Origin of the sequence: Serratia sp. NFX21, assembly GCF_048517035.1 — a bacterium.
Taxonomy (GTDB): domain Bacteria; phylum Pseudomonadota; class Gammaproteobacteria; order Enterobacterales; family Enterobacteriaceae; genus Serratia; species Serratia quinivorans.
In genome coordinates this window covers 974915-989615 of sequence record NZ_CP183196.1, presented here as the reverse complement: position 1 = coordinate 989615, position 14701 = coordinate 974915, and the positions used below count along the sequence as shown (strand labels likewise).

Below are 14701 nucleotides of genomic sequence, written 5' to 3'. Positions count from 1 at the left end.
TCTCTGGATCGGTAGTATCGATAACATGATAATCATCACTCCCGGTTAGTCCAGTATCTATTGGAGGGAAATGAACGCTCAGGGGACTGCGAGGCGTGCCTGTAAAAGTGGCAATGACGAGGTGCGGCAACGCGGTTAAATTGGGGATAACCGCTTTCTGCGCATTCTTTAATTGAGGGGGTGACCGTGAACTCCCCCCACTTATTGAGCACGGATAGGTCGTTGCCCCCTACCTTAATGGGTATATAACTACTGATTCAATTCCTGTAGCAGCCTGGTGTTGATATACAGCTTTTCACGGCCAACTCTCATTTCCTCCAGAATTCCAATTTCTACCAGTTGCTTAAGATACGTTGATGCCGTCTGGCGCTTGGCTACACCGCGTTCCACAAGGTTATCGATCCGGCAATACGGCTGCGCAAAAAGCGTCTGGATAAGTTCATGGGTGTAAATTTTCGGCAGCTTCTGGCGCACATATTCTGTGGTTTCTGCCATCAATGCCCGCACAATCGATATCTTGTCAGTCGTCCACCGAGACGTGTTCTCTACCGCCTCCAGCATAAACAAGATCCATGATTCCCAATCCCCCTCTTCTGTCACCCTGCGCAGGAGCATATAGTAATCGTCACGCCGCTCCAGGATGAAGTGAGATAAATACAGAATAGGCAGCGAAAGCAGCCCAGCCTGAATCAAATACAAGATATTCAGGATACGGCCCGTTCGCCCGTTCCCGTCAGGAAAGGGATGAATGCACTCAAACTGATAGTGCGCAATAGCCATTTTTACTAGTGGATCTAAATCATCATCGCCGTGTATGAATCGCTCCCAATTCGCCAGTAAGTTACGAATAACGTCTTCACCCACGGGGGGGGTGTACACAGCGTTTTTGTTCTGATCGCGCAATACCGTACCCGGCGTTTTCCTGATATCGGTTTGCACTGCGCGTAATTTGGTACAGAGAGTTATCGCGGTGTTTGTACAGAGCGGATAAGCCTCAAGGTGGGTGTAGCCATCATAAAGTGCTGTACGATAGCGCAGCGCTTCCTTGGTGGCCGGATCTGCACCATCTGCGCGATCTGCATACTGGAAGAGCCGATCGCTGGTAGTCACGATATTCTCAATGCGCGAAGAGTCTTTCGCTTCCAGCATAGGAAGGATATTTATCAGCAAACCTTGATCGGGGATCAGCTCGCCTGCAGTTTTCAACTCTGCGATCGCTACGCGCGCACTTATGCACGCTTTGAGTACATTGCGCGTTTCAACACGCTCCAGATCGGGCGGCAGTATCGGCAAATCGTTGTAAGGAGTTTCTGGATTCCAGGTCATATGTTTATAAAAATCGTTTTCATCGACATATAGCCATCTTATGTCGATGCTATAAACATGTCACGCCATCATGTTTAAAAAATTGCATTTTATCGACATATCACCGGAACCTGTCGATACCCTGGATCTATCCCAGCCATATGTTTAAAAAAACGAATTTCATCGACACAGAGTCGGAATATGCCGCTGTCATAAACACGTTGGGGGATTAGGTTTGAAAAGGTCATTTTTATCGACCTATCTGGATATGCAGCGTAGCTTGCCTGCATAAATTGATTGCACTGCCGAGAGTTTTACTGCCCGTTGGGTTAACTCACTATAAAAATCAGGACATGGCCCGGGTGGATATCTTCGATTACATTGAAGTGTGCTACAGCCGTACCCGGCACCATAGCCATCTCGGTGGCGTCAGCCCTGAGGTCTTCGAAAAGGCCTCGCCGCGAGGACAGAAACTGTCTACCGGAACGGGGGCACTCCACCATGCCAAATTTCAGGCACAAAAAAACCACCTTTCGGTGGCTTCTTGTTCGCGCTGTACTAATGGTGCCGAAGGCCGGACTCGAACCGGCACGTATCTCTACGGTTGATTTTGAATCAACTGCGTCTACCGATTTCGCCACTTCGGCACTGCAAGTAGTATGCGGAAAACGTGGGCATTATACCTTTCAGCGATCCGCGTGCAACACTTATCCGTTGTTCAATGAGTTAAGTGCTGAAAAAATCGTCGCCGGGGTCACATTTGGCTGGTTTTATGGGCGCAGCATGCGGCGCTCCTAGGTATTCATTTCGGCAAGAGCCGCCTCACCAGGCCACCAGAAACAAAAAAGGCGTAACCTAATGGCTACGCCCTCTTAAACTGCCTGCAGTGCCGCTACTTGCGTTTCAGCAGCATATAAACGCTGATTAACAAGAACAGCATGCTTGGCAGCAACGCGCCCAGCACCGGCGGCATGTTGTACACCAGGCTCAGCGGGCCGAATATCTGGTCCAGCACATAGAACAGGAACCCGAAGCTGATACCGGTCACCACGCGCACGCCCATCGGCACGCTGCGCAGTGGGCCGAAGATGAACGACAGCGCCATCAGCATCATCACCGCGACGGAAAGCGGCGAGAACACCTTGCTCCACATGTTCAACTGGTAGCGGTTGGCTTCCTGGCCGCTCTGCTTCAGGTACTTCACGTAGTTGTGCAGGCCGCTGATGGAGAGTGAGGTTGGATCCAGCGCCACCACGCCCAGTTTGTCCGGGGTCAGGTTGGTTTTCCATTCGCCGGTCAATGTTTGGGTGCCGGTGACCTGTTTTTCGTTGGTCAGGTCAGAGGTATCCACCTGCGAAAGCTTCCATACACCGTCTTCAAAGCTGGCGCTGGCGGCATAACGCACCGTCTCCAGCCTGCGCTGGTCGTTGAAGTGGTAGATGTTCACGCCGGAAAGCTCTTTCTCGCCCGCAACGCGTTCGATGTAGATAAAGTCGGTGCCGTCTTTCGCCCACAGGCCGTTCTTGGTGGAAAGCAGCGAGCCGCCGTACATCTGCTGCGCGCGGTAGTTACGCGCCATTTGGTCGCCCTGTGGTGCCACCCACTCGCCAATCGCCATGGTCAACAGCACCAGCGGGATGGCGGTTTTCATCACCGATCCGGCGATCTGCATGCGGGTAAAGCCGGAAGCCTGCATCACCACCAGTTCACTGCGCGTCGCCAGTTGCCCCAGCCCGAGCAGTGCGCCCAGCAGGGCCGCCATCGGGAAGAAGATCTCGATGTCCTTCGGCACGCTCAGCAGGGTAAACATCCCGGCGCTGAGCGCCGTGTACTCACCCTGGCCCACTTTACGCAACTGGTCGACGAACTTGATGATGCCGGAAAGCGACACCAGCATGAACAGCGTCATGATGATGGTGTTGAAAATCGTCTTACCGATATATCGGTCTAAAACGCCAAACATCAGGCCGCTCCTCTCAGGCGTGCACGCAGCTTACGCATCGGCACCGTATCCCACAGGTTCAGCGCCAGCGCGATAGCAAAGTACGCCGCGTTGACTACCCACAGCCATACCATCGGATCCAGCTTGCCCTTGCCGCCGTTAGAACGCAGCGAGGTCTGCAGCAGGAAGAATATCAAATACAGCAGGATGGCCGGCAGCATGCTCAGCACGCGGCCCTGACGCGGGTTCACCACGCTGAGCGGCACCACCAGCAACGCCATAATGACCACGGAAAGCACCAACGTCAGGCGCCAGTGGAACTCGGCGCGCGCGTCCGGATCGTCAGACGCCAGCAGCGTCTTCATCGACATCTGCTCGGCCTGGTTGCCGTCCACGGTGACCGCACGGTGGCCTACCACCGCTTTATAGTCGTTGAAATCGGTAATGCGGAAGTCACGCAGCAGCGCAGTGCCCTCAAAACGGGTGCCCTTGTCCAGCGTCACCACCTGCGAACCGTCTTTCATCTGGTTAATCTGGCCATGTTCAGCCACCACCACGGAAGGGCGCTGGTTGCCGTTCGGCCGCAGTTGCGCCAGGAACACGTTGTTAAAGGTGCTGCCCTTAACGTTACCGATAAACAGCACCGCGTTGCCGTCTTGCGAGGTTTTGAACTGCCCTTCTGCCAGCCCGGCGATACTTGGGTTGGCTTTGGCTTCGGAAACCACCACGTCCTGATAGCGCGAAGCCCAGGGCCCGACCCAGAACACGTTGGCCGCCGCAATAACGGAGGTGAAAAGTGCCAATACCATGGCCGCAATGATCAGGGTTCGTTTACCCAATCCGCAGGCGTGCATCACGGTGATTTCGCTGTCGGTATACAGCCGCCCAAGCGTCATCAACAAGCCGAGAAACAGGCTTAATGGCAGGATTAGCTGCGCCATCTTCGGCACACCCAATGCGAGCAAAGAAAGAACTAAATTTGTCGGGACATCGCCGTCCACCGCATCGCCTAACACCCTGACTAAATTCTGACAAAAGAAGATCAGAAGCAGGATGAACAGGATCGCGATTTGGCTCTTTAGCGTTTCCCGTACCAGATATCTTATGATGATCACGCTTATTACGCCTGTGAAAACTTGTCTTTTTGCAGGAAAATCGATAGTTTCATCGCTAATCCGCCATTTATTCTCATCATATGGCAACCGACACAGCTAAAATAGTATTACAACATCTAGCATTTGGGTGTCCTATAGGAACTTGCCTATAGTCGCCAAAACAGAGCAATTTACGCCGTTCAGGTTAACATAACTCGTTAACTCAATGGCGGGAGATCGTTACGGAGTGCGCCATTCTAGCCGTAGCGCCTGCCTTTGTCTTTAAGATTCAGGAGAGTGCATGGAGTTCAGTGTAAAAAGCGGTAGCCCGGAAAAACAGCGCAGTGCCTGTATTGTAGTCGGCGTTTTCGAACCGCGCCGCTTGTCCCCTATCGCAGAACAACTCGACAAAATCAGTGATGGTTATATCAGCGCTTTGCTGCGCCGTGGCGAACTGGAAGGTAAAGTCGGGCAGACGTTACTGCTGCACCATGTACCTAACATTCTCTCCGAACGCATCCTGTTAATTGGCTGTGGCAAAGAGCGTGAGCTCGATGAACGCCAGTACAAGCAGGTGATTCAAAAAACCATCAATACCCTTAACGATACCGGCTCCATGGAAGCGGTCTGCTTCCTCACCGAGCTGCACGTGAAAGGCCGCAACACTTACTGGAAGGTGCGTCAGGCGGTGGAAACCGCAAAAGAAACGCTCTACACCTTCGATCAGCTGAAAAGCAACAAAGTGGAACCACGTCGTCCGCTGCGCAAGATGGTGTTCAACGTGCCGACCCGTCGTGAGCTCACCAGCGGTGAACGTGCGATCCAGCACGGTCTGGCGGTGTCTTCCGGCATCAAGGCAGCGAAAGATCTCGGCAATATGCCGCCGAACATCTGTAACGCCGGTTACCTGGCCTCACAGGCTCGTCAACTGGCGGACGCCTTCAGCACCAACATCACCACCCGCGTCATCGGCGAACAGCAGATGAAAGAGTTGGGGATGAACGCCTATCTGGCGGTTGGCGCAGGTTCGCGTAACGAATCATTGATGTCGGTGATGGAATATAAGGGCAATCCTAACCCGGACGCTAAGCCAATTGTGCTCGTCGGTAAAGGCCTGACCTTCGATGCCGGCGGCATCTCGATCAAACCTGCCGAAGGCATGGACGAGATGAAGTACGACATGTGTGGCGCGGCCACCGTGTACGGCGTGATGCGCGTGGTGGCGGAACTGAACCTGCCGCTGAACGTGATCGGCGTGCTGGCCGGCTGTGAAAACATGCCGGGCGGCAGCGCTTATCGTCCGGGCGACGTGCTGACCACCATGTCCGGCCAGACCGTCGAGGTGTTGAACACCGACGCCGAAGGCCGTCTGGTATTGTGCGACACCCTGACCTACGTTGAGCGTTTCGATCCGGAGCTGGTGATTGACGTTGCCACCCTGACCGGTGCCTGCGTGATCGCCCTGGGCCACCACATCACCGGCCTGATGTCGAACCACAACCCGCTGGCGCATGAACTGATCGGCGCGTCCGAACAGGCCGGCGACCGTGCGTGGCGCTTGCCGATGTCCGACGAGTACTACGAGCAGCTGGACTCCAACTTTGCCGATATGGCGAACATTGGTGGTCGTCCGGGCGGGGCTATCACCGCAGCCTGCTTCCTGTCGCGCTTTACCCGCAAGTACAGCTGGGCGCACCTGGATATCGCCGGCACCGCCTGGCGCTCCGGCAAGGCCAAAGGGGCCACCGGTCGTCCGGTTGCCTTGCTGTCGCAGTTCCTGCTTAACCGCGCCGGGTTAAACGGCGACGATTAAATCTGAGCGGTAATTCAGGTATAATCCCGAGGGGCACAGCATGCTGTGCCCCTACACTTTTTATAGGCAGCGGTGAATCAGACCATGAAACAGGCAACGTTCTATCTAATCGAACACGCGGAACCCGCAGGTGCGCTCAGCGCGCATGAGGCCGTGGCCTGCGCCGTTGCCGCCGAACGTTGGCGTTCCGGCAAGCGGGTGTTGATCGCCTGCGAGAGCCAGGAACAGGCCCAACGGTTGGACGAAGCGCTATGGCAGCGCGATCCACACCAGTTCGTGCCGCACAACCTGGCCGGTGAAGGCCCGCATTACGGCGCCCCGGTCGAACTGTGCTGGCCCGGCAAACGCGGCAACTCCCCGCGTGACCTGCTGATCGCCCTGCTGCCGCAGTTTGCAGATTTTGCTACTGCTTTCCATGAAGTGGTAGACTTCGTCCCATACGAAGACACCTTAAAACAGTTGGCGCGCGACCGATATAAAGCTTATCGCAGCGTCGGCTTCCATTTGACCACGGCCACGCCGCCAACTCACTGAACAACGATATAAAATGGAAAAGACAAACAGTCACCTCGATACCGCCTACGACCCGAAAGAGATCGAACAGAAGCTGTACGATCACTGGGAAAACCAGGGTTACTTCAAGCCAAATGGTGATACCAGCCAGGAAAGCTTCTGCATCATGATCCCGCCGCCGAACGTCACCGGTAGCCTGCACATGGGCCACGCCTTCCAGCAGACCATCATGGACACCATGATCCGTTACCAGCGCATGCAGGGCAAAAACACCCTGTGGCAGGCGGGTACCGACCATGCCGGTATCGCCACCCAGATGGTGGTTGAGCGCAAGATCGCCGCAGAAGAAAACAAAACCCGCCATGACTATGGCCGCGATGCGTTCATCGACAAAATCTGGCAGTGGAAGGCAGAATCCGGCGGCACCATCACCCGCCAGATGCGCCGTCTGGGCAACTCCGTGGACTGGGAGCGTGAGCGCTTCACCATGGACGAAGGCCTGTCCAACGCGGTACGTGAAGTGTTTGTTCGTCTGCACAAAGAAGATCTGATCTACCGTGGCAAGCGCCTGGTGAACTGGGATCCGAAACTGCGCACCGCCATCTCCGATCTGGAAGTGGAAAACCGCGAGTCCAAAGGCTCCATGTGGCACCTGCGTTACCCGCTGGCCGACGGCGCCAAAACCGCCGAAGGCAAAGATTACCTGGTGGTCGCCACCACCCGTCCGGAAACCGTGCTCGGTGATACCGGCGTGGCGGTGAACCCGGAAGATCCACGCTACAAAGACTTGATCGGCAAAGAAATCCTTCTGCCGCTGGTTGGCCGTCGTATCCGCATCGTCGGTGACGAACACGCCGATATGGAAAAAGGCACCGGCTGCGTGAAAATCACCCCGGCGCACGACTTTAACGACTACGAAGTCGGTAAACGTCACGGCCTGACGATGATCAACATTCTGACTTTCGACGGCGATATCCGTCAGGAAGCGGAAGTGTTCAACACCCTCGGCGAAATCTGCACCGATTACTGCAACGAGATCCCGGCCCAGTTCCGTGGCCTGGAGCGCTTCGCGGCGCGTAAAGCGGTAGTGGCTGCCTTTGAAGAGTTGGGTCTGCTGGAAGAAATCAAACCACATGACCTGACGGTGCCTTACGGCGACCGCGGCGGCGTGGTGATCGAACCTATGCTGACCGACCAATGGTACGTGCGTACGGCTCCGCTGGCGAAAGTGGCGGTGGAAGCGGTTGAGCAAGGCGAGATCCAGTTCGTGCCGAAGCAGTACGAAAACATGTACTTCAGCTGGATGCGTGACATTCAGGACTGGTGTATCTCACGTCAGCTGTGGTGGGGTCACCGTATCCCGGCCTGGTACGACGTGAACGGCAAAGTCTATGTTGGCCGCAACGAAGCAGAAGTGCGCAGCGAGAACAACCTGGGCCCTGACGTGGTGCTGAACCAGGACGAAGACGTGCTGGACACCTGGTTCTCTTCCGGCCTGTGGACCTTCTCTACCCTGGGCTGGCCAGAGCAGACCGACGCGCTGAAAACCTTCCACCCGACCAGCGTGATGGTCAGCGGCTTCGATATCATCTTCTTCTGGATTGCGCGCATGATCATGCTGACCATGCACTTTATGAAGGATGAAAACGGCAAGCCACAGGTTCCGTTCAAGACCGTCTACATGACTGGTCTGATCCGCGACGACGAAGGGCAGAAAATGTCCAAGTCGAAAGGTAACGTGATCGACCCGCTGGACATGGTTGACGGCATCTCGCTGGAAGACCTGCTGGAAAAACGTACCGGTAACATGATGCAGCCGCAGCTGGCGGAAAAAATCCGCAAGCGCACCGAGAAGCAGTTCCCGAACGGCATCGAGCCGCACGGCACCGACGCCCTGCGCTTCACCCTGGCGGCACTGGCTTCAACCGGCCGTGACATTAACTGGGACATGAAGCGCCTGGAAGGCTACCGTAACTTCTGTAACAAGCTGTGGAACGCCAGCCGCTTTGTGCTGATGAACGCAGAAGGCCAGGACTGTGGCTTTAACGGCGGCGAGAAAGTGCTGTCGCTGGCGGACCGCTGGATCCTGGCTGAATTTAACCGCACGGTGAAGGCATACCGCGAAGCGCTGGACACTTACCGCTTCGATCTGGCGGCCAACATCCTGTACGAATTCACCTGGAACCAGTTCTGTGACTGGTATCTGGAGCTGACCAAGCCGGTGGTGACCAACGGCAGCGAAGCGGAACAGCGCGGCACTCGCCATACGCTGATCACCGTGCTGGAAGCCCTGCTGCGCCTGGCGCACCCGGTGATCCCGTTCATTACCGAAACCATCTGGCAGCGCGTGAAAACCCTGACCGGCGAAACCGCAGACACCATCATGCTGCAGCCGTTCCCAGAGTACGACGCCGCGCTGGAAGATACGCAAGCGCTGAACGACCTGGAGTGGATCAAGCAGGCGATCACCGCGGTGCGTAACATTCGCGCCGAGATGAACATCGCCCCGAGCAAACTGCTGGAAGTGCTGCTGCGCAACTGCAATGCCGACGCCCAGCGCCGCGTGCAGGAGAACCAGAGCTTTATTCAGCGTCTGGCACGTCTGGAGTCGATCGCCCTGCTGCCTGCCGGTGACAAAGGTCCGTTATCGGTCACCAAACTGGTGGACGGTGCCGAGCTGCTGATCCCTATGGCCGGCTTTATCGATAAAGACGCCGAGATTGCGCGTCTGTCGAAAGAGATGGGCAAGCTGGATGCGGAAATCGCCTCGATCGAAGGCAAGCTGTCTAACGAAGGTTTTGTGGCGCGTGCGCCAGAAGCCGTGGTCGCCAAAGAGCGCGAACGTCTGACCGCCTGCAAAGAAGGCAAAGTGAAGCTGCAGGAACAGCAGGCGACCATCGCCGCGCTGTAATCTGTCGGTTCACTGTAACAGCTGAAAACAGCGGGGATTTCCCCGCTGTTTTTTTATCGCCGTTGCATCTGGCCCGCTTAAGATGTTATTACAATATATTAATATATGCAGCATGGATGCCGCCGGGGAATCAACCCAGGCGCGTTTTGTGCTGCGATAAAAACGAATGTGGTTCCTTTTAATGGCGAGTGTAAACATGACAACAGCAACCCCAGTACGTCTTCTGGTGCGCCCAATAACGGCTGACGATAATGCCGCTATTGCCAATGTCATTCGCGAAGTCTCCGCCGAGCACGGTTTGACGGCGGACAAAGGCTATACCGTTTCCGACCCCAATCTGGACGTCTTGTATCAGCTCTACAGCCTGCCTCGCAGCGCTTATTGGGTGATAGAAGTCGACGGTCAGATTGCCGGGGGTGGCGGTGTTGCGCCGCTGCAGGGCGGTGAAGTGGATATTTGCGAATTACAGAAAATGTATTTCCTGCCGGTTTTACGCGGCCAGGGTCTGGCAAAACGCCTGGCGCTGCAGGCACTGGAGTTCGCCCGTCAACAGGGTTTCCGCTGTTGTTATTTAGAAACCACCGCCAGTCTGACCCAGGCTATCGGCCTGTATGAGCATTTGGGCTTTGAGCATATCGACCAGGCCATGGGCACCACCGGCCACGTCGACTGCGAAGTCACCATGCTGAAGACGCTGTGATCAGCGCTTACTGTTCAGCCCGAGATACCCGGGCCTAGCGCACCGAGGGGCGCTCCGGCAGCCAAGGCTGCTACGACCCCTTCGGCACGCTCTCCCTAATAACAAACATTGTTCGTCTTCTGAGAGAACACACAAATGATCTCTTTTCTTATCCAGCTTACCCCGCCTTCTGCTCTTTCCCCGTCATTCCACCCTTGATAGCCAATTCAATCCGGCTCAGCACCAGGCTGGTCAGGTAGGATACGGCAATTAACAACAGCAGGATCAGCGGCGTATAGCGCGGCGCAAAGATCAGCTTCTGGGTGAAGTAATAGCAATAGAAACTGTGGGTCAGCCACATATACATCGAATGCTTGCCCAACTCGCCCACTATCCGGTTCACCCTGCTGCCCAGGCCATCTGCCGTATTCATCAGCGCAATAATAAACAGCGGCGTCACCAGCAGCAGCCCAGGATTATGCGCGACGATAAATACCGCCACCGTCACCATCAGCAAGATCAGTGGATGGGTACGACTCAGGGTCGCAATCAGTTTCACCAGCCACGAGTTCGGCGGCATTTTCTGGCTACGACCAAACACCATGCCAAAGCCAAACGGCAGCAACCAGGTGCAATATTCGATCAACACCTCTGGCGCCCAGCCAACATACTGCAGCCCCTTGCCGCAAAGTGCCGCCAGAAACAGCAGCCCCAGCAACGGGCCGATATTCAGCCGCGACAGCAGCGGCAAAGAGAGCACATACAACACGTAGAGTTTAAAGAACCACCACTCGCTGTTATAAGTGGATTTTATGCCCATCAGGTTTTCGAGAAACAGCGACGGCGACAGGGAATATCTTTCGCCCGGAAAGAAAATGATGCCAATCGGCACAAAGATAAACAGCACTATCCAGTAGCTGATATATAAGTTCTTCAGCTTGCCCCAGATATATTTAAACGACACTTCTTTTTTTAGCGAGAATCCGTAGCCGGATAAAAACAGGAACATCGACACACAAATCTTGCCGAACAGGCCAACAAACATCTCAATATCGACACTGTTAACCATATGATAAACCGGGATATCCGGACTAATACGGCTCGGGTAGGCAAATAGATGGTGGATTAACATCAGAATGATGGCAATCCCTTTTAAATAATTAGACTTATTAATCGAAATTTCCATATTTCTTAATATCTTATCCGATAATAGATTGGCTCATCATATAGCAGCATTTTTACGCTGACACTCTCTTTCCTGCTCGGATAAGTCTCATAATTAATATTCCTTTAAGAAACAATGCGCCGTTTGTTTATAAAACCGCATGTTCTCTCGCCAGCCTGTACCCGCAGAAAAGCAACAAACAAACATTAATATGGTTACGTTATTTTTTATTCATAAAAATCATGTATATAATAAAAAATACAAATATTTTTTGTGATATTCGTTAATAAATTAATGATTGCAAATTGACCTCTGACCCGCTTGGGATACTCTGCCAGAACAGGCTAATGCCGCAATCGCACAGGGAGCAGTCATGTCGGAAAACGCTTTTGATTACATCATTGTCGGTGCCGGTTCTGCCGGTTGCGTGCTGGCGGCGCAGTTGATCCGCCGCACCCAGGCGCGGGTACTGCTGCTGGAAGCCGGTGGCGACGACAATAATCTGTTCATCAAGATGCCGGCCGGCGTGGCGAAAATCATCGCCAAGAAAAGTTGGCCGTATGAAACCGAGCCGGAGCCGCATGCCAATAACCGCCGCATGCAAATCGCCCAGGGCAAGGTGTTGGGCGGCAGCAGCTCGGTCAACGGCATGATCTATATTCGCGGCCAGCGACAGGATTACGACGAGTGGGCCGAACGCTATGGCTGTGTTGGTTGGGGCTATCAGGACGTGCTGCCCTACTTCAAACGCGCCGAGGCCAACGAGAGCCTGTCGGATACCTATCATGGTGGCGAGGGGCTACTGCCGGTCAGCGAGAACCGTTACCGCCACCCGCTCAGCATGGCGTTTATCCGCGCCGGCCAGGAGTTGGATCTCCCCTACCGCAACGATTTCAACGGCGACAGCCAACAGGGCGTCGGCTTCTACCAAACCACTACCCACAACGGCGAGCGCGCCAGCACTGCACGTACCTATTTGAAAGCCGTGCGTAACGAACAGCGGCTGGTGGTGAAACTCAATGCGCTGGTACACCGGGTGGTACTCGACAACAACGTCGCCACCGGCGTGGTGTATAGCCAAAACGGCGGTGCCGAAGTCACGGCCCATGCCGCGCAGGAAGTGATCCTCAGCGCCGGCGCGGTAGGATCGCCAAAGATCCTGATGCTGTCCGGCATCGGGCCACGCGAACATCTGCAGCAGTTGGGGATCGAACCGCTGGCGGATCTGCCGGTCGGCAAGAACTTTCACGATCACCTGCATATGTCGATCAACGTCAGCACCCGCGAGCCGATCAGTTTGTACGGTGCCGATCGCGGCCTGCAGGCGCTACGCCACGGCACCGAATGGCTGGCGTTTCGCAGCGGCGTGCTGAGTTCCAACGTGCTGGAAGGGGCCGCCTTCACCGACAGCCTGGGCGACGGCCGACCGGACGTGCAGATCCACTTCCTGCCGATGCTCGACAGTTGGGACGACGTACCCGGCGAACCACTGCCCAATATCCACGGCTTCACGCTTAAGGTTGGCTATCTGCAACCCAGGGCGCGCGGTGAAGTGCTGCTGCGCAGTCGCGACCCCAAGGATCCGGTGAAGCTGCACGCCAACTATCTTGGCCACCCGGAAGATTTGGCCGGCAGCGTGCGTGCGGTGAAGTTCGGCCTGCGTTTTCTGCAAACCGCCGCCCTCAAACCGCTGATCAAAGATTTGCTGATGCCGCAGCCGGCATGGCTTAACGATGAGGCACAACTGGAAGAGTTCGTGCGCAATTTCTGCAAAACGGTGTATCACCCGGTCGGCAGTTGCCGCATGGGCCAATCCCCGCAGGACTCGGTAACCGATTTACAACTGCGGGTGCACGGATTTGAACGGCTGCGGGTGATCGACTGCTCGGTGATGCCGCAGGTGACCAGCGGCAATACCAATGCGCCGACCATCATGCTGGCGGAAAAAGCGGTGGATTTACTGCTGGGCACGCCGGAATAAATTCATACGGGTGCCCGGCTATCAGGCGGTGGCAGGCACGCCGCTGTGGAAGCGGAATTCGCTGTCCGGGGTTTGGATCAGCGCCGCTTCTATGCGGCCAAAGTGGGCCACCCGTTCGCTGATATCGCCACCGGCTATCTGTTCGGCCAATGTCAGGTAGTCCTGGTAGTGACGCGCTTCAGAGCGCAGCAACGAAACGTAGAAGCGGTTGAGCTCGTCGTCCAGGTGCGGCGCCAGGCGGGCGAAACGTTCGCAGGAACGCGCTTCGATATAAGCGCCGCAAATCAGTTTATCAATCAGCGTGGCCGGATCGTGGGTGCGGATCTCACGGATCATGCCTTTGGCATAACGACTGGCGGTGATTTTCTTATACGGGATCTGCCGCGCCAGCATGATCTCCAGCACCTGCGAGAAATGATGCAGCTCTTCTTTGATCAGCAGCACCATTCTGTCCGCCAGATCCTGACCGTAGGCCGAGCCGTTTTTTGGCAGGATCTTGCGGGTGAAATTGTTCTGCTGGAACAGCGCTTCCGGCACGCCCTGCGCTTCATGCAAAAATGCCTCGTAAGGCCTGAGCAGCGCCAGCAGTGCGTCACCGCTCTCCTTGTCAGCCACGTAACGACGGATCAGCCACATGCCGGTCTGCGCGGCTTTTAGCTCGCACACCATATGGTCAGTCAGCAGCAGCGGCAGGTTTTCCGGGCGGCGCGCAGCATCAATCCAGGCGTCTGGGGTTTCACAGTGCAGGAAGTTTAAAATCGGGGCTAACAGGGATTGGTATTTCATGTGTTCTTATCAGGGGCCAACAAGCGCCGGCCCACAGGAATTAAGCAGAAGTTAATTAATGGCGTTTACCGTCGTCGTCTTCGTCGATGAAGTCACCTTCTTCTTCATCATCGTCACCTTCTTCGCCGTTCGGATCTTCGAAGTAGGTGCCCCAGCCGTCGTAGTTAACGCCGCAACGCGCCGCCAGTGCGACCAGTTGCTCAACCTGAGCGTCGATTACTTCGGCGTTCAGACCCACTTCGCTGATCACGTCACAACACATCACCAGGGTACCGTCTTCCACTTCCAGCTCTTCGGCGTCGGTCACTTCAAAGCCTAACTTGAAGGCTTCGACAGCGGCTTTCTCCAGCACTTCAAACTTCTCGGCAGAGAGATGGTGTTCGATGGTGTAGAGCGCCTCTGGATCGCTGCCGTCTTCCAGCAGTTCTTCGATGATCAGGCGGGTCTCTTCACGTTGTTCGTCTAGCTGTTCGCTGTTTGCCATGCCTATATCCTCAAGTCAAATGGCCTGT

11 protein-coding genes, 1 tRNA gene and 1 pseudogene are annotated in these 14701 nt (G+C 55.4%); 6 read left to right on the top strand and 7 right to left on the bottom strand.

Annotated elements, in window-relative coordinates; all coding sequences use genetic code 11:
- Positions 1–249: 249 nt before the first annotated feature.
- Positions 250–1326, bottom strand: a complete 1077-nt coding sequence (gene fic / locus ACNT1W_RS04615) for a protein adenylyltransferase Fic (RefSeq protein WP_419246446.1) — start codon at positions 1324–1326, stop codon at positions 250–252.
- 317 nt (positions 1327–1643) lie between these two features.
- On the opposite strand from fic, the pseudogene ACNT1W_RS04610 reads away from it, so the two are divergent.
- Positions 1644–1763 (top strand): annotated as a pseudogene (locus tag ACNT1W_RS04610) (IS3 family transposase); the annotation flags it as partial.
- Between the two features lie 104 nt (positions 1764–1867).
- On the opposite strand, the gene ACNT1W_RS04605 reads toward ACNT1W_RS04610, so the two are convergent.
- The 3 genes from ACNT1W_RS04605 to lptF all read right to left on the bottom strand — a co-directional run bounded on the left by ACNT1W_RS04605 (position 1868) and on the right by lptF (position 4362).
- Positions 1868–1952 (bottom strand) — tRNA-Leu (locus ACNT1W_RS04605).
- 245 nt (positions 1953–2197) lie between these two features.
- Positions 2198–3268: an LPS export ABC transporter permease LptG gene (lptG, locus tag ACNT1W_RS04600; protein ID WP_012005020.1), complete on the bottom strand. Its 1071-nt coding sequence runs from the start codon at positions 3266–3268 to the stop codon at positions 2198–2200.
- Positions 3268–4362 (bottom strand): LPS export ABC transporter permease LptF, encoded by a 1095-nt coding sequence (gene lptF, locus ACNT1W_RS04595; protein ID WP_012005019.1) that lies wholly within the window; start codon positions 4360–4362, stop codon positions 3268–3270. The genes lptG and lptF overlap by 1 nt, the downstream gene beginning before the upstream one ends.
- A gap of 280 nt (positions 4363–4642) precedes the next feature.
- Between lptF and pepA the strand changes: the two genes are divergently transcribed.
- The 4 genes from pepA (at position 4643) to ACNT1W_RS04575 (ending at position 10278) form a co-directional block, all read left to right on the top strand.
- Entirely contained in the window at positions 4643–6154 is a 1512-nt protein-coding gene (pepA, locus tag ACNT1W_RS04590) for a leucyl aminopeptidase (protein ID WP_012005018.1), read from the top strand.
- Positions 6155–6238: 84 nt separating this feature from the next.
- The gene (locus ACNT1W_RS04585) at positions 6239–6688 is read left to right on the top strand and encodes a DNA polymerase III subunit chi (RefSeq protein WP_012005017.1); all 450 of its coding nucleotides are present in this window, start codon (positions 6239–6241) and stop codon (positions 6686–6688) included.
- A gap of 13 nt (positions 6689–6701) precedes the next feature.
- Complete coding sequence (locus tag ACNT1W_RS04580; protein ID WP_012005016.1) at positions 6702–9578, top strand: valine--tRNA ligase; 2877 nt, start codon at positions 6702–6704, stop codon at positions 9576–9578.
- A gap of 196 nt (positions 9579–9774) precedes the next feature.
- Positions 9775–10278, top strand: a complete 504-nt coding sequence (locus ACNT1W_RS04575) for a GNAT family N-acetyltransferase (protein ID WP_026142174.1) — start codon at positions 9775–9777, stop codon at positions 10276–10278.
- Positions 10279–10435: 157 nt separating this feature from the next.
- Here ACNT1W_RS04575 and ACNT1W_RS04570 read toward each other — a convergent pair whose 3' ends face one another.
- Positions 10436–11443, bottom strand: a complete 1008-nt coding sequence (locus tag ACNT1W_RS04570) for an acyltransferase family protein (protein WP_419246445.1) — start codon at positions 11441–11443, stop codon at positions 10436–10438.
- Positions 11444–11795: 352 nt separating this feature from the next.
- On the opposite strand from ACNT1W_RS04570, the gene ACNT1W_RS04565 reads away from it, so the two are divergent.
- Positions 11796–13403 (top strand): GMC family oxidoreductase, encoded by a 1608-nt coding sequence (locus ACNT1W_RS04565; protein WP_411227794.1) that lies wholly within the window; start codon positions 11796–11798, stop codon positions 13401–13403.
- Between the two features lie 21 nt (positions 13404–13424).
- Here the strand turns inward: ACNT1W_RS04565 and miaE are convergent, their stop codons facing one another.
- Together miaE and rraB are read right to left on the bottom strand one after the other, a co-directional pair.
- Positions 13425–14189, bottom strand: a complete 765-nt coding sequence (miaE, locus tag ACNT1W_RS04560) for a tRNA isopentenyl-2-thiomethyl-A-37 hydroxylase MiaE (RefSeq protein WP_411227795.1) — start codon at positions 14187–14189, stop codon at positions 13425–13427.
- Positions 14190–14244: 55 nt separating this feature from the next.
- The gene (rraB, locus tag ACNT1W_RS04555; RefSeq protein WP_012005011.1) at positions 14245–14673 is read right to left on the bottom strand and encodes a ribonuclease E inhibitor RraB; all 429 of its coding nucleotides are present in this window, start codon (positions 14671–14673) and stop codon (positions 14245–14247) included.
- Positions 14674–14701: the final 28 nt, after the last annotated feature.

Coding starts and splice junctions, on each gene's coding strand:
- ACNT1W_RS04585 (WP_012005017.1), top strand. CDS start 6,239: ATGAAACAGGCAACGTTCTATCTAATCGAACACGCGGAACCCGCAGGT.
- ACNT1W_RS04575 (WP_026142174.1), top strand. CDS start 9,775: ATGACAACAGCAACCCCAGTACGTCTTCTGGTGCGCCCAATAACGGCT.
- ACNT1W_RS04570 (WP_419246445.1), bottom strand. CDS start 11,443: ATGGAAATTTCGATTAATAAGTCTAATTATTTAAAAGGGATTGCCATC.
- pepA (WP_012005018.1), top strand. CDS start 4,643: ATGGAGTTCAGTGTAAAAAGCGGTAGCCCGGAAAAACAGCGCAGTGCC.
- lptG (WP_012005020.1), bottom strand. CDS start 3,268: ATGTTTGGCGTTTTAGACCGATATATCGGTAAGACGATTTTCAACACC.
- ACNT1W_RS04580 (WP_012005016.1), top strand. CDS start 6,702: ATGGAAAAGACAAACAGTCACCTCGATACCGCCTACGACCCGAAAGAG.
- miaE (WP_411227795.1), bottom strand. CDS start 14,189: ATGAAATACCAATCCCTGTTAGCCCCGATTTTAAACTTCCTGCACTGT.
- ACNT1W_RS04565 (WP_411227794.1), top strand. CDS start 11,796: ATGTCGGAAAACGCTTTTGATTACATCATTGTCGGTGCCGGTTCTGCC.
- rraB (WP_012005011.1), bottom strand. CDS start 14,673: ATGGCAAACAGCGAACAGCTAGACGAACAACGTGAAGAGACCCGCCTG.
- fic (WP_419246446.1), bottom strand. CDS start 1,326: ATGACCTGGAATCCAGAAACTCCTTACAACGATTTGCCGATACTGCCG.